Annotated in this window: 20 protein-coding genes; 5 read left to right on the plus strand and 15 right to left on the minus strand. The window is 41.7% G+C overall.

The window, feature by feature from the left end:
- Position 1: 1 nt before the first annotated feature.
- From FLP08_RS12295 to FLP08_RS12305, 3 genes are read right to left on the minus strand one after another with little or no spacing between them, the layout of a single operon-like run.
- Positions 2-1,690 carry a DUF6909 family protein gene (locus FLP08_RS12295; RefSeq protein ID WP_156277034.1) on the minus strand — a complete coding sequence of 563 codons (1,689 nt, stop codon included), beginning with the start codon at positions 1,688-1,690 and terminating at the stop codon, positions 2-4.
- 9 nt (positions 1,691-1,699) lie between these two features.
- A complete protein-coding gene (locus FLP08_RS12300) occupies positions 1,700-3,193 on the minus strand; it encodes a GH3 auxin-responsive promoter family protein (RefSeq protein WP_156277035.1) in 1,494 nt (497 codons plus the stop codon).
- A 3-nt stretch (positions 3,194-3,196) separates the two neighbouring features.
- A complete protein-coding gene (locus tag FLP08_RS12305) occupies positions 3,197-4,066 on the minus strand; it encodes a M23 family metallopeptidase (protein ID WP_156277036.1) in 870 nt (289 codons plus the stop codon).
- Between the two features lie 157 nt (positions 4,067-4,223).
- On the opposite strand from FLP08_RS12305, the gene tatA reads away from it, so the two are divergent.
- Positions 4,224-4,433 (plus strand): twin-arginine translocase TatA/TatE family subunit, encoded by a 210-nt coding sequence (tatA, locus tag FLP08_RS12310; RefSeq protein ID WP_156277037.1) that lies wholly within the window; start codon positions 4,224-4,226, stop codon positions 4,431-4,433.
- 54 nt (positions 4,434-4,487) lie between these two features.
- Here the strand turns inward: tatA and FLP08_RS12315 are convergent, their stop codons facing one another.
- From FLP08_RS12315 to FLP08_RS12325, 3 genes are read right to left on the minus strand one after another with little or no spacing between them, the layout of a single operon-like run.
- Positions 4,488-5,468: a DUF4837 family protein gene (locus FLP08_RS12315; protein ID WP_156277038.1), complete on the minus strand. Its 981-nt coding sequence runs from the start codon at positions 5,466-5,468 to the stop codon at positions 4,488-4,490.
- A gap of 23 nt (positions 5,469-5,491) precedes the next feature.
- Positions 5,492-7,078: a lytic transglycosylase domain-containing protein gene (locus FLP08_RS12320; RefSeq protein ID WP_156277039.1), complete on the minus strand. Its 1,587-nt coding sequence runs from the start codon at positions 7,076-7,078 to the stop codon at positions 5,492-5,494.
- Between the two features lie 49 nt (positions 7,079-7,127).
- Positions 7,128-8,312, minus strand: a complete 1,185-nt coding sequence (locus tag FLP08_RS12325) for a phosphoglycerate kinase (RefSeq protein WP_156277040.1) — start codon at positions 8,310-8,312, stop codon at positions 7,128-7,130.
- Between the two features lie 68 nt (positions 8,313-8,380).
- On the opposite strand from FLP08_RS12325, the gene FLP08_RS12330 reads away from it, so the two are divergent.
- On the plus strand, positions 8,381-9,538 hold the full coding sequence (locus tag FLP08_RS12330) for a DNA polymerase III subunit (protein ID WP_156277041.1): 1,158 nt from the start codon (positions 8,381-8,383) through the stop codon (positions 9,536-9,538).
- 2 nt (positions 9,539-9,540) lie between these two features.
- On the plus strand, positions 9,541-9,936 hold the full coding sequence (locus FLP08_RS12335; protein ID WP_156277042.1) for a DoxX family protein: 396 nt from the start codon (positions 9,541-9,543) through the stop codon (positions 9,934-9,936).
- A gap of 72 nt (positions 9,937-10,008) precedes the next feature.
- On the opposite strand, the gene FLP08_RS12340 is transcribed toward FLP08_RS12335, so the two are convergent.
- The 5 genes from FLP08_RS12340 to FLP08_RS12360 all read right to left on the minus strand — a co-directional run bounded on the left by FLP08_RS12340 (position 10,009) and on the right by FLP08_RS12360 (position 17,232).
- On the minus strand, positions 10,009-10,560 hold the full coding sequence (locus tag FLP08_RS12340; RefSeq protein WP_156277043.1) for an OmpH/Skp family outer membrane protein: 552 nt from the start codon (positions 10,558-10,560) through the stop codon (positions 10,009-10,011).
- A 218-nt stretch (positions 10,561-10,778) separates the two neighbouring features.
- Positions 10,779-11,642: a class I SAM-dependent methyltransferase gene (locus FLP08_RS12345; protein ID WP_156277044.1), complete on the minus strand. Its 864-nt coding sequence runs from the start codon at positions 11,640-11,642 to the stop codon at positions 10,779-10,781.
- 38 nt (positions 11,643-11,680) lie between these two features.
- Complete coding sequence (gene mnmG / locus FLP08_RS12350) at positions 11,681-13,552, minus strand: tRNA uridine-5-carboxymethylaminomethyl(34) synthesis enzyme MnmG (protein ID WP_156277045.1); 1,872 nt, start codon at positions 13,550-13,552, stop codon at positions 11,681-11,683.
- A 19-nt stretch (positions 13,553-13,571) separates the two neighbouring features.
- On the minus strand, positions 13,572-14,003 hold the full coding sequence (gene ybeY / locus FLP08_RS12355; RefSeq protein WP_156277046.1) for an rRNA maturation RNase YbeY: 432 nt from the start codon (positions 14,001-14,003) through the stop codon (positions 13,572-13,574).
- On the minus strand, positions 13,984-17,232 hold the full coding sequence (locus FLP08_RS12360; RefSeq protein WP_156277047.1) for a coiled-coil domain-containing protein: 3,249 nt from the start codon (positions 17,230-17,232) through the stop codon (positions 13,984-13,986). The genes ybeY and FLP08_RS12360 overlap by 20 nt, the downstream gene beginning before the upstream one ends.
- Before the next feature lie 118 nt (positions 17,233-17,350).
- Between FLP08_RS12360 and gltX the strand changes: the two genes are divergently transcribed.
- On the plus strand, positions 17,351-18,865 hold the full coding sequence (gene gltX, locus FLP08_RS12365) for a glutamate--tRNA ligase (RefSeq protein WP_156277048.1): 1,515 nt from the start codon (positions 17,351-17,353) through the stop codon (positions 18,863-18,865).
- A gap of 120 nt (positions 18,866-18,985) precedes the next feature.
- Positions 18,986-19,954, plus strand: a complete 969-nt coding sequence (locus tag FLP08_RS12370; protein WP_156277049.1) for an SPFH domain-containing protein — start codon at positions 18,986-18,988, stop codon at positions 19,952-19,954.
- Positions 19,955-20,001: 47 nt separating this feature from the next.
- Here FLP08_RS12370 and FLP08_RS12375 read toward each other — a convergent pair whose 3' ends face one another.
- The 4 genes from FLP08_RS12375 to FLP08_RS12390 all read right to left on the minus strand — a co-directional run bounded on the left by FLP08_RS12375 (position 20,002) and on the right by FLP08_RS12390 (position 22,775).
- Positions 20,002-20,232, minus strand: a complete 231-nt coding sequence (locus FLP08_RS12375) for a DUF6327 family protein (protein WP_156277050.1) — start codon at positions 20,230-20,232, stop codon at positions 20,002-20,004.
- A complete protein-coding gene (locus tag FLP08_RS12380) occupies positions 20,232-20,591 on the minus strand; it encodes a hypothetical protein (RefSeq protein ID WP_156277051.1) in 360 nt (119 codons plus the stop codon). Before FLP08_RS12380 ends, FLP08_RS12375 begins: the two co-directional genes overlap by 1 nt.
- 6 nt (positions 20,592-20,597) lie before the next feature.
- A complete protein-coding gene (locus FLP08_RS12385) occupies positions 20,598-20,969 on the minus strand; it encodes a YtxH domain-containing protein (protein WP_156277052.1) in 372 nt (123 codons plus the stop codon).
- Positions 20,970-21,095: 126 nt separating this feature from the next.
- Positions 21,096-22,775: a glutamine--tRNA ligase/YqeY domain fusion protein gene (locus FLP08_RS12390; protein WP_156277053.1), complete on the minus strand. Its 1,680-nt coding sequence runs from the start codon at positions 22,773-22,775 to the stop codon at positions 21,096-21,098.
- Between the last annotated feature and the right edge of the window lie 225 nt (positions 22,776-23,000).

Raw genomic sequence — 23,000 nt, forward strand, 5'->3', positions numbered from 1 at the left:
TTTACGAGTTAAAAATCTGTTCCAGTATCTTTTCAGTAATGCAATAAGTTGGTTTCACCCCGGATGTTCCCAGGCCACCAGATGCCAGAGTACTTCCCGTCTCCAAAGGATTATCTGAAGCATAATAGGCATATCTCACCTTTACATCCTCAGAAATACTTCGTCTCAACCTGGAAGCCGCCTGAATCGCCTTTTGGTAATGCGCCCCTTCCATTTCCAGCCCGCAAACATTCCAGGTGGAGTCGTGGAAGAACCTTAAAATATCCTTGTTCTGAAGGCTGGTTCCCAAAACGGTGATCATAGCTCCATCAACTACATTGATACCACTGCCCTCAAGATCGGATTTTTTAAGCTGATTCTCAAATGGATAATTATCGGCTGTACCTTCGAAAAGGTGGGCGTCCGGGATCATGATATCTCCCTTTCCGCCTTCAAGAATTCCCGCCTTACCCATGATAGAGATCGACTTCACATTCATTTTCACTTCCTTACCTTTCACATTGTAGGGTTTCAGGAGCTCATCCATGGTTTCATAGGCCTGTTCTCCAAAAGCGTAGTCCATTACGATAATTACTGGCTTTTCCTCGTCTTTAAGCTCGGTAAATTTTGTGTTGCTGAAACCTTCTTCCAGTTTTGCCGTGTCGAAGATCTGTACATCGATGTTGGTTCCGCTCTTATCCTCGAGAAAGGCCATTCCCTTGTCTAGCGCGGCTTTAGTCACTTTATTTCTTAAAGCTCCATTACCGCTATCACTAAGTTCCTCGTAAATGTCAAGAGGCTTTTTCTTCTTTAGATCTGCTTTAAGGGCATATGGTGTATAGAGGGTGTTCATCACACTATGCATATTGGCGCTTATAATGTGTAGAGGCCTGTCCATAAGCTTATTCTCCATAAGGCAATGTTTGATATCGTTGGCCCAGATCTCCCCGTGTATATGATGTCCCAGGCGCTCCCTAAGCACCGGGCTGAAGGTGATGATCCTTTTCTCGTTCTTCACCGCTTCCCTGATGGCCATATTCCCTAAAGAATGAATGATTCTAAGGAACCTGTCCGGATTTTCAGCAGTCGAAAATTTCGGATATAGTTTAGTGATCTCATGGAAAGTTCTTCCCAGAATACTTGCGGTATGGGTAAGGGCTACCTCGCGCTGAGTCTGGCTAAGCTCGCCAGTTTGCTTTACGGCCGATTCCAGCTTTTCCCAGTCCCGGTTCACACTACCATCCTCATCTATAAGGACCCTTTTCATAATCTTATGGGACTCTATGAAAAGAAAGGTAAGGTGGGTAAGTATATCATAAATCTCAGACCTGCCACGGGTTATCTCGATGTTCATCTGTTCATCGTCTATACGGTAACAGTTCCTTCTCCTTTTTGGCGGGACGATAGGTTTAAAATGGGAGTTACCATAGCCTTCATCGCTGGTAAGGTTTATAAACCTGCATTCTTCAATGCCGTGTGGTAAACGATCTATCACGTATAAAAGACCTTCCAGTTCGGCCTTATCGTTAGCGATAGAACCATAAATTTCTGGTCTTAGGGTTAAAAGGGATTCTCTAAGAGTATCTCCTGAAACCCCCATGGGCTTGTAAAACCCGCGGTTAAAAAGGTGACGCATGGTAATGTACATGCGTTCTATAGCCCCAGAACTTTCCTGGGCTCTTGTACGTCCCTGTAATTTTAATATAGACATAGTAATTTTTTAAATAATCTCATTCAGTTTATCTGCGATCTTCCGGTCGTTAGACAATCTGGGCAGTTTGTTCTGCCCGCCAAGCTTCCCTATAGATTTCATATACTCCTGGAAACCATTACGTGGAACCACGCTGATCTTAAGCCTTTGCAGGATATGCCCCTCGATAAGGTCTAAATAATACGAATTCTGCTTTTGTAAAGACTTATCTATGATCGTAGCAAAACTATTCAAATCTTCCGGTTCCTGCTCAAATTCTATGAACCATTCATGATAGGGCAGTTCTTCCCCCTCCGGATTTATCTGCGGGGCAACGGTAAATTCGCTTATTTCAGCTCCCGTCTCGGCAACGGCTTCCTGCATGGCCTGCTCCACTTCCTTGGCTATCACATGCTCTCCGAAGGCAGAAATAAAATGCTTGATCCTTCCTGAAACGATCAGCCTGTATGGTTTTAATGAAGTGAACTGCACGGTATCGCCGATATTATAAGCCCACAACCCGGCAGTAGAAGAAATGATCATCACGTAATTCACGCCTTCTACCACGTCTTTTAGCAGCAGTCTTTCCGGGTTTTCAGAATAGAAATCGTCTGCTTTTATGAATTCATAGAACATACCCGAATCCAGCTGTAATAACATGCCTTTTTCATCCTGCTTGTCCTGGAAGGCAAAGAAACCTTCAGAAGCCGGATAAAGTTCAATACTGTCCACTTTTCGGCCTATCAGGCTTTCAAATTTTGAACGATAAGGCTCATAATTCACTCCGCCGTAGATGAAAAGATCGAAATTTGGAAATATATCTCCTACTTTTTTACCAGTTTTGTCTATCAGCCTTTCAAAATACATTTGCACCCAGGAAGGGATGCCACTAATAACCGACATGTCTTCTTTTAGGGTTTCATCCACGATCGCATCAACCTTGGTTTCCCAGTCTTCGATACAGTTGGTTTCCCAGCTGGGCATTCGGTTCTTTTGTAAATAGCCCGGCACGTAATGGGCTACGATACCAGACAGCCTGCCCAGTTTTACCCCATTCTTTTCATCCAGCTCTGGACTTCCCTGTAGAAATATCATTTTCCCATCCACGAATTTAGACTTCCCGGTATCTGCAATATAACATAGGATGGCGTTCCTGGCCGCGTTGATATGGGTAGGCATGGATTCTTTGGTAAGCGGAATATATTTAGCCCCGCTGGTGGTCCCTGAAGTTTTGGCGTAATACAAAGGTTTGCCGGGCCAGAGCACGCTCTCTTCTCCTGCGACCATGAGGTCTACATATTCCTTCAGTTCTTCATAATCCCGGACGGGCACCTGCTTTACAAAATCGGCATGTGACCTTATTTTCGAGAAATCGTGGTCCTTTCCAAATTTGGTATCCCGGGCTTTGGCGATAAGTTCATCAAAGACCTTTTGCTGGGTTTGATGTGGTTTTCCAGCCCAACGATCTATCTTTTTTCTAATGTGTGAAGCAAAGATTCTGGCTGCAAAAGATTTTATAGACATATTTTAATTGAAATCAATATATTCTGTAGGGTCCACGGGATTACCTTCATTCCATAGTTCAAAGTGAACATGTGGGCCCGTGGTTAGTTCACCGGTATTCCCGGCGGTGGCGATCACCTCACCTGCCCTTACCATATCTCCCTGAGTTTTGGTAAGCGAGGCATTATGTTTATAGGCCGAAAGCAGGCCGTAACTGTGTTCTATTATGATCACGTAGCCGGTTTCGGCCGTCCATTCAGCAAAGATCACCCGGCCATCTGCGACAGATTTGATAGGTGAATTACGAGCGGTGACAACATCTACGGCATAGTGTTTATCCTCAATGCTGTAAGGATCTGAAATAGTTCCCTTGACCGGCGGAAACAGAGAAAAATTAATATTATCTGTAGCCGTAGGCAGGATGTTATATTTATCCTCCTGGGCTACCTCTTCCCTCAATAGGGAATCTGCTTTAATTCGGTTGATCTCCTCGTATTCCTGGTCGGTAATAGGTGCGCTTAAGATTGAATCCCGGTTCAATTGTTCGGGATCGAATTCCCCGGTTAGTGCATCCTTTATGGAGGCAAGATACTGGTCGTTCAACCTGATTACATTTTGTAGTGAGTCTGAAACATAAGCCAGATTGGTCGCTTTTTCTTTTAGGTCTGCGGAAGAATACCCCGGTATATACTCCCTTAAAGGTGTAAAGGCTATCAGGACCGTGGTCGCGGCTACCAGGAAGATGGCAGAAAGGCCTACGGCAACAAAAACATTAAGACGGGTAAGTCGAAAAGAAAATCTCTCTTCAAAAGTATCTTCATTTAAAATGACCATTCGATACTTGTGAAGCAGCTTCTTCGCAAATTTCTTTTTTGTCTTTTTATTTTGAGCCATAGCCTTAATTAGGTTTTACAAAGATAAATTAAATAATTTCCCGCAGAATATCGGCCTGAGACTAATTCAACCTGCCAGGGCAAAAGGTAAATTATTGTGTTCTTAACGCTTAGATTGCTTATTTCTTGTTAAGTTTGTAAAACTAAATCAAGAAGACATGAATGCAATTATTTTGCCTTTGGCTATAGGAGCTCCACAAATCATTCTGATCGTGGTTGTAATTTTACTGCTCTTTGGAGGACGTAAAATTCCTGAATTAATGAGAGGTTTGGGAAGTGGAATTAAAGAATTCAAGGACGCTTCTAAAGATGACGATAAAGCAGATCCTAAAGACGGAAATAAAAAGGTGAGCGAAGAAAACAAGTAATTAGTTTTTCTACATAAAAATAAAAAAACCCAACTTTTCAGTTGGGTTTTTTGTTTATTCGAACTCTGCCGATTGGAGTATGGCGTCCAGTTCAAAAATATTATCCCGTTTTCCTCGTGAAGGAGAGAAAACAAAACCTTCCAGGATCAAGAACCTGTTATTCTTTTCATCTTTTACGGCGTAGTTCACAAAAGGACCAGCCATAAAATCGTTGGCAACTTCCCAGGTACCACGAGTTTCGTAAGCGAATTTACCATCAATTTGGGTCTCAAAAAGATAAGGTGCATAAGCCTTTTCGGTGATCATGTACGAGCCTTCCAGACGTCCCGGGATCTGTGCCTCACCAATAGAGTCACGCATCTGTATGATATTAGCAATAACGCTGGAATCGTTCTCTATGGTATTGATTGGCACCTCATATACAAGGATCTCCATGCTACCCTTTGGGATCTCTTTCCTTATCCAGGAGAAATGCTCATCTTCCTTTGCATAACGGTAGGCCGAAGGAAACTTCATGCTAATTCCGAACTTCTCGCTCAGGGCGTCATCCTTCTTCAGGGACTTGCGTATCCTGCGTTGCTTTTCGGTAAGCTCGGTCTTTTTAAGGATCTTTACGATAGAATCAGATTTGTTATTGATCACATCTATCAGCTCTTCAGAACCTTCACCCATCAAAACGATACCTGTCTGCGGGCGGGCATACTCATCTTCTATCAGCTGCATTCCCTTGGAAGAACTGTCTTCTATCTTTAAAAAGATACGACTGTTCCTTACAAAGCCTGTGAAGGTCTCTGGCGGGATCTGGCTAAGGCTGAACAAAGGTTCTTCCTGGGGTAGCCCGTCTACCGGAGCAGCCAGGTTGGTCCTTATCGCTTCGCCTACTTCCCCTTCCCAGAGATCGTTCTCTATAACTACGGTCAACTGGTTAATGTTCCCTGAGGAATCTGAGAGAATACGGTCTTCTCTCTTGGCTTTTTCATTTTTACACGAGATAATTAGGAAAATACTGGCTAGCAGGATCAGGCTACGTTTCATTGTTTCGGATTTGATTAGCAGTCCTAACCTTTAGAGATCTTAAGTTTCATCCCTGGTTTAAGACTATTAGTGTTCATATCGTTCCATGACCTCAAATTCTGTACCGTAACTCCCGGGAACTTCTTGGAAATGCTCCAAAGCGAGTCTCCCTGCTTCACAGTATAGAATCTTGGGTTTGAACTTTTGCTGGTTTTGGAGGTGCTCTTAGAAGAGGCTACACTCAAGGGTTTCCTAGGATATATCGTGAGATACTGCCCTACCCTGATGTTGTTGCTCCTCATATTGTTCCATCGCCTTATACTGCTAACACCAACGCCATATTTTTCTGCAATCTTTCCCAAATAGTCGCCGCTTCTCACCCGGTAACGGATACGATCTTCGGTTTCTACGTATTTTGGAAGCTCTTCTTTCTTCTCCTCTATTTCATTTTTCGCGTAATCATAAATAGCAGCTTCGTTGCTTACAAATTTACCCGTTGCAGGTTTTGGAAGCCTCAGACTGTATTTTTCATCGGCTACGAAAGGTATGATATCCAGTTTGTAACTTGGGTTCAGAAATTCCAGCAGTTCCTTTTCTACTCCCGTTACCTTAGTAATCTGGTCGAAGGTAAGCAGTTCCTTTACCTGTATGGTATCTGTTTCAAAATAAACGATATCAGGATTTCCTGGTTGGAAATTATGCTCATCGGCATACTCAAACAAATAAAGGGTGGCCAGGAAAGCAGGAACATACCCAGCTGTTTCACGTGGAAGATACCTTCTTAAATGCCAGTAATCTGTAGCGCCACCGCTTCTTCTAATAGCCTTGGATACGTTCCCAGGGCCTGAATTATAAGAAGCAAGGACTAGGTCCCAGTCACCAAAAACCTTGTAAAGGCTCGCCAGGTACTTTGCAGCGGCCTCAGTAGACCTTTCCGGGTCCATACGTTCATCTACATAAGAACTAACGTCCAGGCCGTGCATTTTACCCGTAGTGAACATGAATTGCCAGAGACCCGTAGCGCCCACCCTGGACTTGGCCCTGGGATTAAGAGCAGACTCAACGATGGCAAGGTATTTTATCTCTAATGGAATATCATACTTGTCAAGCTCTTGTTCGAACATTGGGAAATAATAGCGACTAAGCGCCATTAGGCGCTCCATTCCCTGTTTATTCCTCTTAAGATAAGATTTGATCACACTTTCGAGTATAGGATTATACTCTATATTGAAAGGAGTTCTTGCATTCAGCTTAGCCAACCGGGCCTTAAGAGTATCTGTAGGCAATTCGTCGTAAACAACCTCTTCATAGTCCTGCTCCCTGATCTCCTTTTGCATCATCTCGTAAAGATCTGAATTGGTAAGCTCAAGTTTCCATAGAGAATCTATGGTCTTCGCTTTGGGCAGGTCTTGGAGTTTAACTTTTGAAGAATCTCTTATCGCGGCCGAAATAGGGAGTTTATCCCTGTATTCCGGGTCTGGTTGGGCAAGTTTGATCTTGGTGTCATCGCCTTTCTGAAAGATCTGAACCCTGAAATTAGCTTTTTCAAGCCTTTCCTTGTTCTCTTTCTTCTGTGCCGTCATTGATAAACCGGCCAAAAGCAATAACATTGAAAATTTAATTTTCAGCATATATCCATTTTACATTTTCAAACGAACATTTATCAAACTTCGTACCTCTTTAATTTTTTATGGCCTCGATTCCTGGTAGGGATTTTCCTTCAAGCATCTCTAACATCGCGCCACCACCGGTAGAAACATAACTTACCTGGTTTTCGAGTCCGAATTTTTTAACAGCTGCAACCGAGTCTCCTCCTCCTACAAGAGAAAAAGCTCCGTTCTTTGTCGCTTTGGCAATCGACTTACCAAGTTCTATGGTTCCATTGGCAAACGTATCCATTTCAAATACGCCTAATGGGCCGTTCCAAAGGATGATCTTCGAATTTTCGATCACATTCTCAAAATTCTTAAGGGTTTCCGGTCCTACATCAAGACCCATCCAGCCATCAGGGATATTATCCACACTTTCGGTCTGGGTGCTGGCTTGTTCAGAAAAACTGTCGGCAATAATAGAATCTACAGGTAGGTGTACTTCCACTCCTTTTTCCTTTGCCTTTTTAAGAATTTCCAGGGCCAATTCCTGTTTATCATCTTCTACCAGGGAATTGCCAATATGGCCGCCCTGTGCTTTGATGAAGGTATAGGTCATCCCGCCACCTATGATTAGGTGATCAATCTTATCCAGGATATTTTCGATCACGGTAATCTTAGAGGATACCTTGGCACCTCCCAGTACAGCGGTAACCGGCTTTTCTGAGCTATGTAAAACCTTATCAAGACTTTTGATCTCTTTGGCCAGCAGGTATCCAAAGCATTTATCTTCAAAGAATTTTGCCACCACGGTAGTAGAGGCGTGCGCACGGTGAGCAGTTCCAAAGGCATCATTTACATAGATGTCACCAAGCCTGGATAGTTTTTCGGCAAATTCTTCGTCTCCCTGGGTTTCTTCCTCATGAAAACGAAGGTTTTCCAAAAGAAGGATCTCGCCTTCTTCAAGGTCGTTCGCTACTTTTTCTACTTCTTCTCCCACACAGTCTTCAACGAACTGTACCTTTACCCCAAGCACTTCAGAAACCTTAGCGGTTATATGCTGAAGGGAGTATTTACTTTCTTTTCCTTTTGGTCTTCCTAAGTGAGACATTAAAACAACACTACCACCATCTTCCAGCACTTTTATTATGGTTGGTTTCGCTGCCTGAATTCGGTTTGCATCGGTCACTTTCATCTCCTCGTTCAGCGGAACATTAAAATCAACCCTTATAAGTGCTCTTTTATTTTTAAAATTGTAGTCGTCTATAGTTTTCATAGTATTGCTTTCTTACAAATATAAATTTTTCCACAGATAATAAAGCTTATATAATTTTATATTTGCCTATGCTTTTTAACGATGTAATTGGTCTACCGCACATAAAAAATCACCTGACAACGACGGCCGACAGAAACCGGATTCCGCACGCCCAGCTTTTTACCGGGCAGCCCGGAAGTGGCTCCCTGCCTATGGCCATCGCTTATGCGCAATATATTTTGTGTAAAAATACAGGTGGAGAAAACGACGATCCAGAAGCCAGGAGCTGCAATATGAAGTTCAGGAATTTTTCCCATCCAGATCTTCATTTTGCCTTCCCTGTAGCTGCCAACGACAAGATAAAAAAACATCCAGTTTCTTCCCATTTCCTGGAAGAATGGAGAAGCTTTTTAAGCCATAATCCTTACGGAAGTTTATACGACTGGTATCAAAAGCTGGGAATAGAAAATAAACAGGGCCAGATTAGTGTCCATGAAGCCCAGGATATCCTGAAATCGCTTTCTCTTAAATCTTATGAAGGCGGGTTCAAGGTGATGATCATCTGGATGCCGGAAAAACTGAATATAGCCGCATCTAACAAATTGCTGAAATTAATCGAAGAACCGCCTAACAGCACGGTCTTTATCCTGGTAGCCGAAGATGAGGAACAGATCATACAGACCATAAGGTCTCGATGCCAAAGTCTACATTTCCCACCTCTGAGTGAAGCCGATATTTCTGCTGCCCTGCAGGAAAGGGAGAATTGCGATGTGGGACTGGCTAAAAAGTTAGCCCACCAGGCCAATGGCGATTATACCAAGGCCATCCACCTATTAAAGAAGGACTCCAGCGACGAACAGTTCGAAGCCTGGTTCATTAGTTGGGTGAGAAGTGCTTTTAAAGCCAAGGGCAATAAAACTACTATCCTGGAACTGGTTTCCTGGAGTGAAGAACTGGCCGCCCTTAACCGGGAGACCCAGAAGAGCTTTTTACTTTACTGTATAGATTTTTTCAGGCAGTCCCTGCTCATGAACTACAAGGCTAAACATCTCGTTTACCTCGAGCCAAGCACAGAAAAGTTCAAACTGGAAAATTTTGCTCCCTTCATCCATGGCAATAATATCATGGAAATTACCGAAGCTTTGGAAACAGCGATTTATCATATAGAGAGAAACGGAAATTCCAAGATCATCCTCACCGATCTATCGATTAAACTAACCCGATTTTTACATAAAAAAGCCGCTTAAACATGGAAAATATTACAAGTAACCTAACCGAATTACTCATCCTCATTTTTATCCTTATTACCTTCTTGCAGTCTGGAATAGATAAAGCAAGTGACTGGAGCGGGAATACTGGCTGGTTAAAAGATCATTTTTCAGGAACCTTCCTTTCCGGTATGGTACCCTTGATGGTAGCTATTATACTCATTATAGAGGTGGTGACCGGACTTCTGGCCATTGGAGGTATCTGGGCACTTATTAGCAATGATGATAGCGGCATGGCTCTTTATGCCTGTGCACTCGCCTGCATTACTTTACTCATGCTGCTTTTTGGCCAGCGTGTAGCGAAAGATTATGCCGGTGCTTTCACCTTAACCGGATATTTCATCGTTTGCATGTTCGGGGTATATATCATGAGCTAAATAAAAAGTCTATCCAATAAAAAAAGCTTCAGAAAATTCTGAAGCTTTTTTTATTCCAATATTTTTGAAGGACTAGTCCTCTACTTCCTCGGCAGTTTCAGTTTCTACCTCTGCTCCACCGTAATCTTCGTTCAGCTCTTTAAGAATGTCCTGGGTAATATCCAGACCTTCTTCGGCGTACATGATATTGGCGCTCTCGTTAGAACCAAAGATATAGGTATAGTTATTCTCCTTACCATAGTCTTTTACGTAGTCCTTGATCTTCTTTACGATAGAATCCATTACCGCACCGCTCTCTTCTCTTAGACGGTTGCTCTGCATTTGCTGTTGCTGCTGAAGCATTTGTTGCTTCTGCATAAGCTCCTGCTCTTTTTCCTGGCGCTGTGCCTGGGACATGGATTTCATTTCAGACTGGTAAGCCTGAACTTCCTGCTGAAAAGCACGGGCTACAGAATCCAGTTGTTTTCTAACTGAATCTGACTTGTTGGTGAATTCAGCCTCAACATCTTTCATCTCTTTATATTCCTGAACGATCTTGGTAGTATCTACATAAGCAGTTTTTTGCTCGTTACAAGAAACCATCAAAATCGCGATTGCGGAAATTCCAATAAATCTTTTGATCATAATTTTATGTTTTGTGGCACAAATGTATAAAAGTATTTTTTCTGCCAAAGATTTAATTTTTGTCTATATAACGAAATACTATATAAATAGAGATTAATATAAGAATTACTTATTAAAAACCAATTCCATAGGAAGGTTTTCAGCCACTATAGCTGTACAGGGATATAGAATTAGCTCTTAAATCTTTAAAACGCTCTTAAAACGCCTTAAAATGGGTTTTAGCCTGATTTCCGGAAGAAATAAGCTATAGAGGAATACTCTCCGGTAGATTGGGCCTTGAGATTGGAAATATAACCCCGATAAAATGCTTTGAAAGGATTCGTACTTCCATTCTTATTTTTTTCGCTTAACAGGGAGACATAGAACGAATCGAATTTCAATGCCTTTTCCTGGAAAAGTTCAAATCCCGATTCCTGAAATTTACTTTCTATGCCTTCCCTGGAAAAATGCCAAAGGTGTCTGGGCACATCCCAGGCCGCCCAATATTCTCCATAAAAATTAGCGTCGTAAGAATTATGGTTAGGAACGGCAACGATCAGGATTCCATTTTCGTCCAGTAAATTTTCAAATTCCCTGATCTTATCTTCTAGGTCGGGAAGATGTTCCAGAACATGCCAGAGAGAGATCACATCAAATTTCTTTTTGGGAAGCTGGGAAAGATCAGATTTAAGATTCAGACCTTTTAAAATCCCGAGATCACGGGCAAGCTTATTTGGCTCTACCCCCTCCACGTTCCAGAAATAAGATTTCATCTTATTTAAGAATTCCCCGGTTCCGGCACCAAAATCAAGTATGCTTCCATGCTTGATATTTTTTCTTATCCATTTTGCTTTTTTGGAAAGCATATAAGATTTAACCAGCTGGTAAATCTTATCCTGAAGATTACCGGCGGAATCTGTATGGGAAATATATTCATTAGATTCGTAATACCTGGAAAGATGCTCCGGAAAAGGATGAGTTTTTAGGATACCATTTTCGTGCTGTACGATATCAAATTTTTCTCCGGTAACAAGATGATCCTTACAGACCATTTTAGGTTCGAGAGATGTAGAATCCAGATATTTTTTTTCGGTTGTGATCAAATATTAAAATGATTTGTTCCACGTGGAACACTGCAAATTTATCTACCCATATAAACTAAAAGTACCGAAATATCATTCGGACTCACTCCGCTAATTCTTGATGCCTGGGATACGGTTGCGGGTTGAACTTTTTTCAACTTCTCGCGTGCCTCGTAAGACATGGATTTGATTTTAGAATAATCAAAATTATTAGGAATTCTGATATCCTCCAAACGATTTAGTTTGTCGGCATTGTTCTTTTCCTTTTCAATATAACCGGAATATTTTACCTGTATCTCGGTTTGCTCGATCATTTCTTCATTAAGATTATTCTCGGCAATGAACTCCTCTACCCCGCTAAAATTCTTTACATCTTCCATAGTGATCTGTGGTCTTGAAAAGACCTTGAATACCTTATCACTTTGTTTCATGGGAGAAGATTTTCTTTTCTCCAGAACAGGATTTGCCTCTTCGGGAACTACGCTTAGATCTTTCAGGAATTGCACGAACTTAAAAGATTTCTCTTTCTTTTCTTCCATCTTTCTCATTCGCTCTTCAGAAGCAAGACCAATATTATATGACTTTTCGGTGAGTCTGAAATCGGCGTTATCCTGCCTTAAAAGCGTCCTATATTCCGCACGGGAAGTAAACATTCTATATGGTTCTTCAGTACCCTTGGTAATAAGGTCATCGATTAGAACTCCTATATAAGCCTCGTTACGTTTAAGAATAAATTCATCCTTTTCCTGAACTTTCAGAGCGGCATTGATACCCGCCATCATTCCCTGGCAGGCTGCTTCTTCATATCCGGTAGTACCGTTTATTTGTCCCGCAAAATAAAGACCTTCCACAAGCTTGGTTTCAAGCGTATGTTTCAGCTGCGTTGGAGGGAAATAATCATATTCGATGGCATATCCCGGGCGGAAGAATTTCACATTCTCGAAACCGGCAACAGAACGCAATGCTTTGAACTGAACATCTTCTGGTAAGGAAGTCGAGAATCCATTCACATAAACTTCTACGGTATTCCATCCTTCAGGCTCCACAAAAAGCTGGTGCCTGTCCTTATCTGCAAAACGATTTATCTTATCCTCGATAGAAGGACAATATCGCGGACCTATACTTTTGATCCTTCCGTTAAACATAGGAGAACGATCAAAGCCTTCTTTCAGGATTTCATGTACCTCGTTGGAGGTATAGGTCATATGGCAGGAACGTTGTTTTTTTAATGGCCTCGTTTCATCTGAATAGGAAAATTTTCCAGGAATATCATCTCCGGGTTGCTCCACCATTTTAGAATAATCCAGAGACCTTCCATCTACTCTTGGAGGCGTTCCGGTCTTCATTCTTCCAGCTTCAAAACCTACATCAATAAGATCTTTGGTAATTCCGGTAGCAGCCCTTTCACCAGCTCTACCTCCTCCAAATTGTTTATCACCAATATGGATGAGTCCGTTTAGAAAAGTACCATTGGTACACACCACGGTCTTGGCAGAAATTTCCAGCCCAAGAGAAGTTCTCACTCCAACCACTTTATCATTTTTAATGATAAGACCGGCAACCATTTCCTGGTAAAAATCAAGATTAGGAGTCTGTTCAAGTTTGATCCTCCAGTCCTCGGCAAACCTCATACGGTCACTCTGTACCCTAGGGCTCCACATCGCAGGTCCTTTGGATTTATTAAGCATTTTGAACTGGATAGCGCTGGTATCACTAACAATACCGCTATAACCTCCCATCGCATCGATCTCCCTAACGATCTGCCCCTTGGCAATACCACCCATAGCAGGGTTACAGCTCATCTGGGCGATGTTCTGAAGATTCATGGTAATAAGAAGGGTTTTGCTACCCATATTTGCAGCAGCAGCGGCAGCCTCACTTCCGGCATGCCCAGCTCCAACTACAATAACATCATACTGCTTTTCGAACATATCCTGATCTATTTTTTTATTATTGTTCCACGTGGAACAATTCAATTTTTTCTTCTTCCTTGCGTCGCATAATTACCTTCTCCCTTTCAGTTTTATCCATGAATCCGCAGAAATGTAAAATCCCGTGAATCATCACACGTTTTAGTTCCTCCTGGAAATCCACTTCAAAACCGGCAGCGTTCTCTGCTACCCTTTCGGTACTAATAAAAATATCGCCGTGTAAAGTATTGCCTATGGTATTATCGAAACTTATAATATCGGTATAGGTATCATGAGAAAGGTATTCCACATTGATCTTATGCAGGTATTCATCATCGCAAAAAATATAGTTGATGTCTCCCACAAATTTTTCCTCTGAAGCGATCACCGCTTCGATCCATTTGCGAAAGGATGATTCCTGTTCCAAAACAAAATCATTTTCACTAAAAAAGTTAATCTCTCCCTTTTCCAAAATAGTCCTTTACTTTCTCTCTGTAAATTTGGCGCAAAGGTAAGATTTGTCTGTTTAAAATTTCAGTAGAATTAAAATATTCTTTAGCGCTATCAATCTGATTCTGAAGACTGTTTTGATAGTCTATCCTGTTGGTTTCAGATTTGCGTTTATCATCTGTTCCCTGAAGTTTGAGTGCCTTTTCAAATTTAAGTAGCTCATATTGTAATTGCTGCATTCGTTTTACGGTTTCAGGATCGAATCCCTTGTCCAGCAATTGCTCTTCTATTCTCCTCATTTCTTCTACAGCCTTATTACCGGTTTTAAAACCATTTTCTTCGATCATTTGTTCCATTTGCATACGCAACATCTGCTGCTCTTTATAGATCTCATACAGATCTCCGCTTTGGCCTTCTCCTTCACCCTGCTGTTCCTGTCCCTCTTCCTTTTTTTGTTCACCCTCAGAACTCTCCTTCATTTTTTCCATTAATTGTTGTTGTTCCTTGATGATATCCTGAAGCTGAAATTCCTGATCTCCCTCTCCACTACCCGGCTGGGGATTGGCCATCATTTGTTGCATGGAAGAAAGTGCTTTATCCAACAAATTAGCGAGGTCGTTTGCACCGGTTACGACGTACTGCTGACTGGAAGTTCCCTGCGGAATTTCGTTTTCTGAAAGCCTTTCTATAGCCTTTTCAATATCGAATTCTATATTGGTAAGTTTATCGGTAATGATTTCGTTTACCATGGGATTTCTCATGGCCAGGGCATACAGGCTGTCATCTATATGCCCGAAATTTTCCCTTAAATTACTTTGTTCCTTAAGTCGGCTCGCGTACCTCGGATTAGACTGGTCAATCCTTTTAAAATCCTTTAAAAGGTCTTCCTGCTCAAATGAAAAAATGATAAGATTATCCAGGATCTGTCTAAGCATTTCGCTATCCTCCTCCATCTGTTCCTGGTTTTGCATGGAGGCCGATTGCTGCATCTGCTGACTCATTTTCTGCATTTTTTTTGCGGCGTCTTTTTGCTTTTGTTTAGCTCCAGTTTTATTTTCCTGTTGCAGCTGATCCTTGGCTTCCTGCTGATCCTTTTGTATACTTTCCTCGTCTACCTTTTCCCTATCCAGATCTTGGGGTTGTTTAAGCTTTTCATTCTCCTTTTCAAGCTCATCCATTTGTTTCCTGAAATCTTCAAATTCTTTGTTCAGCTCTTCCTGGCTTTGAGCATTATTTTCTTCCTCCTTTTCGGAAAGTTGCTCCTGCTTTTCGGCAAGTTTTTCCAGATCACGAGATAATTTCCGCTTCTTTTCTTCCACGTAATATCTCTTGGTAAGCTCTAAAAGCTGTTCAAGGTTACGCTGGTTATTCTTGTTCTGTTTGGATAATTTTTCAAGCTTTTTACCCAGATCTTCTTTCTGAATCTTTTCTGAATATTCTTCAAGTTCCTTTAAAAGTTCCTCGTTTTCCTCAAGTCTCTTTTCGTTGTTCTCGATACGTTTGTTCAGCTCCTTTTCCATGGGAGAGATCTCTTCATCCTTATTTTTTTCGAGGCTTTTCTCCAACTTTTCAGAATAGGTCTTCATCATTTCATTCTGACGTTTTTGCCTCTTAAGAAACTCCTCCAGCTTTTTACGTTCGTTATAATTCAACTCCTGTTTCTCTTTTTCGATATTCGAGATCTCCCTGAGTTCTTCTTCAGATCTTTCAAATTCCTCCAGCTTATCCCCTATGTTTTTGATGGCATCATTCTGCTCTTCCAGCTTTTCGTTTTCAATTTCCTCGAGGCTCTTTTTTCGATAACTGAAAGTTTCTGAACGGGCAGATTTCGCTCCATTCACGGCGTCATTATCATAGATCTGAAAATAATAATTGTAAGATTTCCCTGACTCTAATGAGATATTCCCGGGAAAACTGAAATGGAATTCGTCAAAGCTTTCCTTGGAAATGGGGATATCTATACGCCGGGGAGCTTCCTTATTCTCTTCATTATAATAGACCAGTTGCAACCTGCTTAGTCCATAATCATCTGAAACATCTCCTTTAAAATATTGTACATCTTTATTGATACTATCCTTTTGAGCGATCACTTTTATCTCAGGATACTGGTCTTTGATCACTTTGATACCATAATCAAGGTTTTCAAAATCCTTTACCTGTTCGTTGGAAGCGCTAACCGAGTAATTAAGGTTGGAAACGAGTCTTTCCTCATGATCAACCTTTTCATTTATTACCGGTAATTCCATAAGGGTATCTGCTAATTTGAAGTTGATGTTAGAAGTGTTTCGGGTATCAAAATTCCATTTGATGCGAGTTCCTTCAGGTACGGTCACATTTCCTGTGCCCGATATTTTTTCATCATTAAGTCCGGTATAGCCCGGATAATCCAGCTGCATTTCGAAATCCAGTATCTTGGGTACCCTTATCACTTCCAGCCGGTAGCTTGGAGAGGTCACTTCGTTAGACCGAAACCTGAAATCCATATCTTCAGAAATATCGCTTATGCTGTATTCAAAAATCCCGGGTGCGGTCTGCTTCATATAGTTCTCGCTATCCCCAAAAATGACCTGTACGGTTTCAGGATTATATTCTCCAACGGTCTTTACCTGTATCCTGAAATTCTCCCCTTCCCTACTCTTCAGTTCGGCATTCTGAATAATAAAATTAAAAGGAGCCGGCTTAAGGTAGGTGGTATTATAATCCGAAATCCGGGTAAAACTCTGGGTGATTGCATCGGCCTTTCCGGCGATAATCAATCCACCTATGATCAATAAAGGAAGGATCACATATCGCAGATATTTTTTATTATCACTAAGATCTATGGCATTAGAAAATGGAACAGGTTTTAACCGCCGGGACTTCTGGTCTATGCTCGCCAAAAGAAGATCTGAACTTTTTGAATTCCTTTTTAGCTGAAGCAGGTTGGTAAGCTTGTCGTTCACCTCAGGAAAATGTCGCCCGATGATCTGCGAAGCTTCAAATTCATCTATTCCCCGGGAAAGTTTCAGCAATTTAAAAAGAGGAATGCCAATGAACTCAAATAACAGGACGAATTCTACCAGGATAAATAACCAGAAAAGAATGGTTCTCCCCGTAACTGAAAGCCAGAGAAAATATTCCAGCCCAATGACCAGTAGAAAATAGAGCAGGCCGATACCAAGAAACAAAAGGCTCCCCTTAAGTATCTCGTTCAGATAATACTTTTTGATGAATACCTCCAGTTTTTCCTGCACCAGCCCGAAATTCTCCATTTTCAATGCAATGTTTCCTTAAAAATACAATAAAATTAGTTCTTATAAGGGAAGTCCTTTTCAGCATTTAGGATTGGATTAATAAGGTTGTATCTTTGCCAGCAAAAACCAGAAAAATATGTCTTCTAAAGTAAGAGTAAGATTTGCTCCCAGCCCCACCGGCCCATTACATATTGGTGGTGTTAGAACTGCCTTATATAATTATTTATTTGCCAAGAAACACGGCGGAGATTTTGTATTGAGAATCGAGGATACAGATCAAAACCGGTATGTGGAAGGAGCTGAAGATTATATTATTGAATCCCTTAACTGGTGCGGAATTCCTTATGATGAAGGCCCGGGAAAGGAAAAGGGATATGGTCCCTATAGACAAAGTGAACGCAAGGATAAATACCGTGAATATGCTGAAAAGCTCATCGCTTCTGGAAATGCTTATTATGCATTTGATACAGCAGATGAACTGGATGCGCATAGAAAGGAACATGAAGAAAACGGTAAAACCTTTATCTATAACTGGCATAATCGCGAAAAACTGAAAAATTCACTTTCCCTTTCTCAGGAAGAAGTTCAAAAAAATATCGATGACGAGGAGCCTTACGTGATCCGTTTTAAATCTCCACAGGACGAAACACTGCATCTAAAAGATGTGATTCGCGGAGAAATGGAAATTGATACCAATATCCTTGACGATAAGGTTTTGTTCAAGAGCGACGGGATGCCTACCTATCACCTGGCCAATATCGTGGACGATCACCTTATGGAAATAAGCCATGTAATTCGTGGTGAAGAATGGTTGCCTTCCCTGGCCCTGCATTATATGCTTTACAGGGCTTTTGGCTGGGATGCACCAGAATTCGCCCACCTTCCGCTTATCATGAAACCACAGGGGAAAGGAAAATTGAGCAAAAGAGATGGGGACAAGATGGGATTCCCGGTTTTCCCTCTGGAATGGAAAGATCCAAAATCAGGGGATATTTCAGCAGGATACAGGGAAGATGGATATTTTCCTGAAGCCGTGGTGAACATGCTGGCATTTCTTGGATGGAATCCGGGGACCGAAGAAGAATTCTTCAGCCTGGAAGAGCTAACCAAAAACTTTGAACTGGAAAGGGTTCATAAAGGAGGAGCTAAATTCGATCCTGAAAAGACCAAGTGGTTCCAGCAACATTATATGCAGGAAAAGGATAACGAGATCCTGGCCGATAAATTCGAGAAGGTCCTGGAAGAAAAAGAAGTTTCTGCAGAAAGAAATTACGTAAAAGAGGTAGTGGCCCTTATCAAGGAAAGAGCGGTATTCGTGGAAGATCTCTGGAACCAGGGATATTTCTTCTTCGTCGCCCCTACTTCATTTGATCCTAAGGATTCTAAAAAGGCCTGGAAAGAAGATACCGGTGAATTAATGACCGAATTACATGATTTCCTTGAGGATGTAGATGACTTCAAAGCAGAAAATTTACAGGAAACAGTGAAAGGCTGGATCAAGTCTAAAGAAGTTGGTTTTGGTAAGGTGATGATGCCATTAAGGATCGCTCTTGTTGGAGCATTACAGGGTCCAGATCTTTACAAGATCGCTGAATTCATAGGAAAAGAGGAAACTCTAAAGCGAATTAAAACTGCTGTAGATACGCTGTAATAAAACAGCCAGTATAGTATTCATACCGATTTCGGATAAATTCTGAAGCCGGTTTTTTATTTTATAAGGATTCAGGCTTTTATGCTTAAATTGAAGCAATCTTAATTTAATTATTATTTCATGTTCAATCTAGTCCTTATCCCCGTCCTGGTGGTACTCTCCCTTTTGGTGATCTTCTCAGGAATTTTTATCGTAAAACAGCAAACCTCAGCGATCATTGAACGCTTTGGGAAATTTACCAGTATCAGAAATTCCGGGCTGCAGCTCAAGATCCCGGTAATAGACCAGGTGGCAGGAAGGATCAACCTCAAAGTACAGCAACTCGATGTGCTGGTCGAGACCAAGACCAAGGACAATGTTTTTGTAAAGCTTAAGATCTCGGTGCAATTCCAGGTACGTAAGGATAACGTATACGACGCCTTCTACAAGCTCGAAAGCCCCCATGACCAGATTACGGCCTATGTATTCGACGTAGTGCGCGCAGAGGTACCTAAAATGAAGCTGGACGATGTTTTTGAGCGTAAAGACGACATAGCTATTGCCGTTAACCGTGAACTGAACGAAGCCATGCAGTCTTATGGTTACGATATCATCAAGACCCTGGTAACCGATATAGACCCCGATGTACAGGTAAAAGCTGCCATGAACCGTATAAATGCTGCGGAAAGGGAAAAGGTGGCTGCAGAATACGACGCTGAAGCAGATCGTATCAAGATCGTGGCCAAAGCAAGGGCCGAAGCAGAAAGCAAAAGATTACAGGGACAGGGAATCGCAGATCAGCGTAGAGAGATCGCACGTGGTCTCGAGGAAAGCGTCGATGTACTGAACAATGTGGGCATCAATTCCCAGGAAGCCTCTGCCCTTATCGTCGTAACACAACATTACGATACCCTCCAGGCCATTGGCGAAGAAACCAACAGTAACCTTATCCTTCTCCCCAACTCTCCCCAGGCGGGAAGTGATATGCTGAACAATATGGTGGCTTCTTTCACCGCTTCCAACCAGATAGGCGAAGCCATGAAGGAACAGAATCGAAAACAGGCCAGGGAAGGAAGATCTAAAAGAAAACCGGATAACGGAGATGTATAAAAAAAAGCCCCAAATTGGGGCTTTGTATTTTTTAAAGAAATTTATCTCTATTTTGGGTTCGGGCTGGTATTTTTAATTCCCATGATCTTGGAAACTGCCTTGAGGGCAAGAACTTTCTGTATCACCGAGCCAACAGCACTTCCCACCAAAGACATTGGCGAAAGATTTTGCTTGGTCTGGTCTATACTCAGCTTGATCTCTTCCTTATCGATCTCTGTTTGTAATTTCAGGATCTTAAGGTCCTTGTCTATCTCGTCAAAAGAAGAATAAATTCTCATTATTTGTCTTTATCGTTAAATACGGCTTTTGAGAACTTCCTTAGCACCAGCTTCTCTATAGGTTCCTTTCCGAATACCAGGATGAGCACGAAGACTATCAAATAGAATCCGCCTACAATAAAGTATCCTGAACTGGGAACACCAATAGCCTCGCTTATTACAATGGCTAAGGCAAAAGAAATCATTACCCCCGCTGTACTCAATAGAAAAGCCATGATAAGGAAACGCACCAGGGAGGTGGCTCCCTTCATTCCCTGTTTAAAGGCTTTTAGTTTATAATATTCAGAATTACTGTGAAGAAATGCCTGAATATTCTCATTTACATCATGAATACTGTTGGATAGTTTTTCAAATGCCATAAAAGATTATACTACAGCTTTATCTGGGGTACTTCCAGACTTGCCTGGTTTATCTTTCTGCAATTTAGCGTTTTGTTTTCTTAATTCCTCGAGTTTTGTTTCCATCGAAGCCAGAATATCATCTGCCTTGTGACTGGCGGTAGATAGAGTCTCCTCTAATCTCGCCTCAAAATCGGTCTTGGCTTTCCTGGCCTTTTCGGAAAGATTTGAAGACGTTTCGTGGTAACGTTTGTTCAGTCTACCCTGTGCCTCTTTAGCATCCTTCTTTAGTTTTTTGCGGGTCTTGTCTCCACTATCTGGAGCATAAAGCAACCCAATTCCTGCGCCTATCGCAGCTCCTGTAATTAATGCTAAAAGTGTATTTCCTGTACTTGCCATAAGTTTTTGAATTTTAAGTTATTATTCTAACCAAAGATAACGGAAGCCACTACCTTAGCTTGTTAAGGTGCGGTTAATATGTTAAAACTTCCATGCTAAAATATTCTTAAATATAGGCAATTATTTCTAATTCTTGATCTTAGCCCAGGAATCACGTAAGCTAACGGTCCTGTTAAAAACAGGTTTTGCCGAGGTAGAATCCTTGTCTACGCAGAAATATCCTATTCGCTGGAACTGTACTTTCTCCCCTTCCTTAGCCTCTTTCAGGCTAGGCTCGAGATATCCGGTTACGGTCTTAAGAGATTCCGGGTTTACAAAATCAAGATAGTCTCTGTCTTTTACCCCATCTGGAGTCTCTTCGGTAAATAACCTGTCGTAGAGTCGAACTTCGGCTTCTATGGCATGTTTAACCGAAACCCAGTGCAGAGTTCCTTTTACCTTTCTGAGAGATTCTTCGGTACCGCTGCCGCTCTTACTTTTTGGATCGTAAGTACAATGGATCTCGGTGATGTTTCCATCCTCATCTTTCACCACATCTTCTCCCTTGATGATATAAGCGTTCTTGAGCCTTACTTCCTTGTTTAGGGTAAGCCTGAAGAATTTCCTGTTCGCGCTTTCCTTAAAATCTTCTCTTTCTATATATAATTCTCTTGAAAATGGCACTTCGCGGCTTCCTGCCGATTCATCTTCAGGATTATTTTCAGCTTCCAGCCACTCTTCTTCTCCTTCTGGATAATTGGTGATTACCAGTTTTACTGGATCCAATACTCCCATTACCCTTGGAGCAACCTTATTCAGGTCTTCCCGGGCACAGAATTCAAGGTGGGCTACGTCAATCAGGTTCTCACGCTTTCCAACGCCTATGGAATCGGCGAATTTTCTAATGGCCTCTGGAGTATAACCTCTTCTTCTAAGCCCAGAAATGGTTGGCATCCTTGGGTCATCCCATGAATCAACGATCCCTTTTTCTACCAGTTGCAGTAATTTTCTTTTACTAACGATAGTATGGCTTAGGTTTCTCCTGGCGAATTCCCTTTGTTTTGGTTCGAATTCACCCGGCTTGCTCACTTTTTCTATGAACCAGTTATATAATTCTCTATGCGGAAGGAATTCCAGGGTACAGAAAGAATGTGATACCTGTTCTATAAAATCACTTTGTCCATGCGCCCAGTCGTACATTGGATAGATCTTCCAGTTGTCTCCGGTACGATGGTGGTTCTTATGCAGGCACCTGTACATCACAGGATCCCTCATAAGCATATTGGGAGAGCTCATATCTATTTTAGCCCTTAGCACATGTCCTCTTTCCGGGGTTTCGCCGTTCTTCATTTTTTCGAACAACTCGAGGTTCTCCTCTACCGATCTTTTACGGTACGGGCTTTCTTTGCCCGGTTGGGTTGGTGTTCCTTTTTGTTCAGCTATCTCTTCTGAAGTCTGACTATCTACATAAGCATCTCCATTTTTGATCATTTCTACCGCCCAGTCATAAAGCTGCTGAAAATAATCTGAAGCATAACACTCCTTAGCCCATTTAAAACCTAACCATTCCACGTCACTCTTGATGGCATCTACATACTCCTGCTCCTCCTTGATAGGATTGGTATCATCGAACCTAAGGTTTACCGGGGCATTGTATCGCTCTCCAAGCCCAAAATTCAGACAAATGGAAGAAGCATGACCTATATGCAGGTATCCATTAGGCTCAGGTGGGAACCGGAACTTCAGGTTTTCCTTTTTATAGTCTTTCTGCAGATCTTCTTCTATGATTTGCTCAATGAAATTGAGCGACTTTTTTCCTTCGGCCATAACTGATTTTAATAAAGCGCAAATTTATCAAATTTTAATTCCTCTGCATACTAAAGCATCAGAAAGCTTAATAATTATAAGGTTTTCAAATAATCCCGTTAAATTTTACCTAAACCGACGGTCAAAATTTTCAAGCAATATTCGAATTACTAATTTAGAATCAACCTAAACCAGTGATTTATGGAAAATTACAGCAAAATTTTTCTCTATAACCGCCTGGGAAAA

The organism is Christiangramia aestuarii, from assembly GCF_009735585.1.
GTDB classification, from domain to species: Bacteria; Bacteroidota; Bacteroidia; order Flavobacteriales; family Flavobacteriaceae; genus Christiangramia; species Christiangramia aestuarii.

Coding starts and splice junctions, on each gene's coding strand:
- FLP08_RS12295 (WP_156277034.1), bottom strand. CDS start 1,690: ATGTCTATATTAAAATTACAGGGACGTACAAGAGCCCAGGAAAGTTCT.
- FLP08_RS12300 (WP_156277035.1), bottom strand. CDS start 3,193: ATGTCTATAAAATCTTTTGCAGCCAGAATCTTTGCTTCACACATTAGA.
- FLP08_RS12305 (WP_156277036.1), bottom strand. CDS start 4,066: ATGGCTCAAAATAAAAAGACAAAAAAGAAATTTGCGAAGAAGCTGCTT.
- tatA (WP_156277037.1), top strand. CDS start 4,224: ATGAATGCAATTATTTTGCCTTTGGCTATAGGAGCTCCACAAATCATT.
- FLP08_RS12315 (WP_156277038.1), bottom strand. CDS start 5,468: ATGAAACGTAGCCTGATCCTGCTAGCCAGTATTTTCCTAATTATCTCG.
- FLP08_RS12320 (WP_156277039.1), bottom strand. CDS start 7,078: ATGCTGAAAATTAAATTTTCAATGTTATTGCTTTTGGCCGGTTTATCA.
- FLP08_RS12325 (WP_156277040.1), bottom strand. CDS start 8,312: ATGAAAACTATAGACGACTACAATTTTAAAAATAAAAGAGCACTTATA.
- FLP08_RS12330 (WP_156277041.1), top strand. CDS start 8,381: ATGCTTTTTAACGATGTAATTGGTCTACCGCACATAAAAAATCACCTG.
- FLP08_RS12335 (WP_156277042.1), top strand. CDS start 9,541: ATGGAAAATATTACAAGTAACCTAACCGAATTACTCATCCTCATTTTT.
- FLP08_RS12340 (WP_156277043.1), bottom strand. CDS start 10,560: ATGATCAAAAGATTTATTGGAATTTCCGCAATCGCGATTTTGATGGTT.
- mnmG (WP_156277045.1), bottom strand. CDS start 13,552: ATGTTCGAAAAGCAGTATGATGTTATTGTAGTTGGAGCTGGGCATGCC.
- FLP08_RS12360 (WP_156277047.1), bottom strand. CDS start 17,232: ATGGAGAATTTCGGGCTGGTGCAGGAAAAACTGGAGGTATTCATCAAA.
- gltX (WP_156277048.1), top strand. CDS start 17,351: ATGTCTTCTAAAGTAAGAGTAAGATTTGCTCCCAGCCCCACCGGCCCA.
- FLP08_RS12370 (WP_156277049.1), top strand. CDS start 18,986: ATGTTCAATCTAGTCCTTATCCCCGTCCTGGTGGTACTCTCCCTTTTG.
- FLP08_RS12375 (WP_156277050.1), bottom strand. CDS start 20,232: ATGAGAATTTATTCTTCTTTTGACGAGATAGACAAGGACCTTAAGATC.
- FLP08_RS12380 (WP_156277051.1), bottom strand. CDS start 20,591: ATGGCATTTGAAAAACTATCCAACAGTATTCATGATGTAAATGAGAAT.
- FLP08_RS12385 (WP_156277052.1), bottom strand. CDS start 20,969: ATGGCAAGTACAGGAAATACACTTTTAGCATTAATTACAGGAGCTGCG.
- FLP08_RS12390 (WP_156277053.1), bottom strand. CDS start 22,775: ATGGCCGAAGGAAAAAAGTCGCTCAATTTCATTGAGCAAATCATAGAA.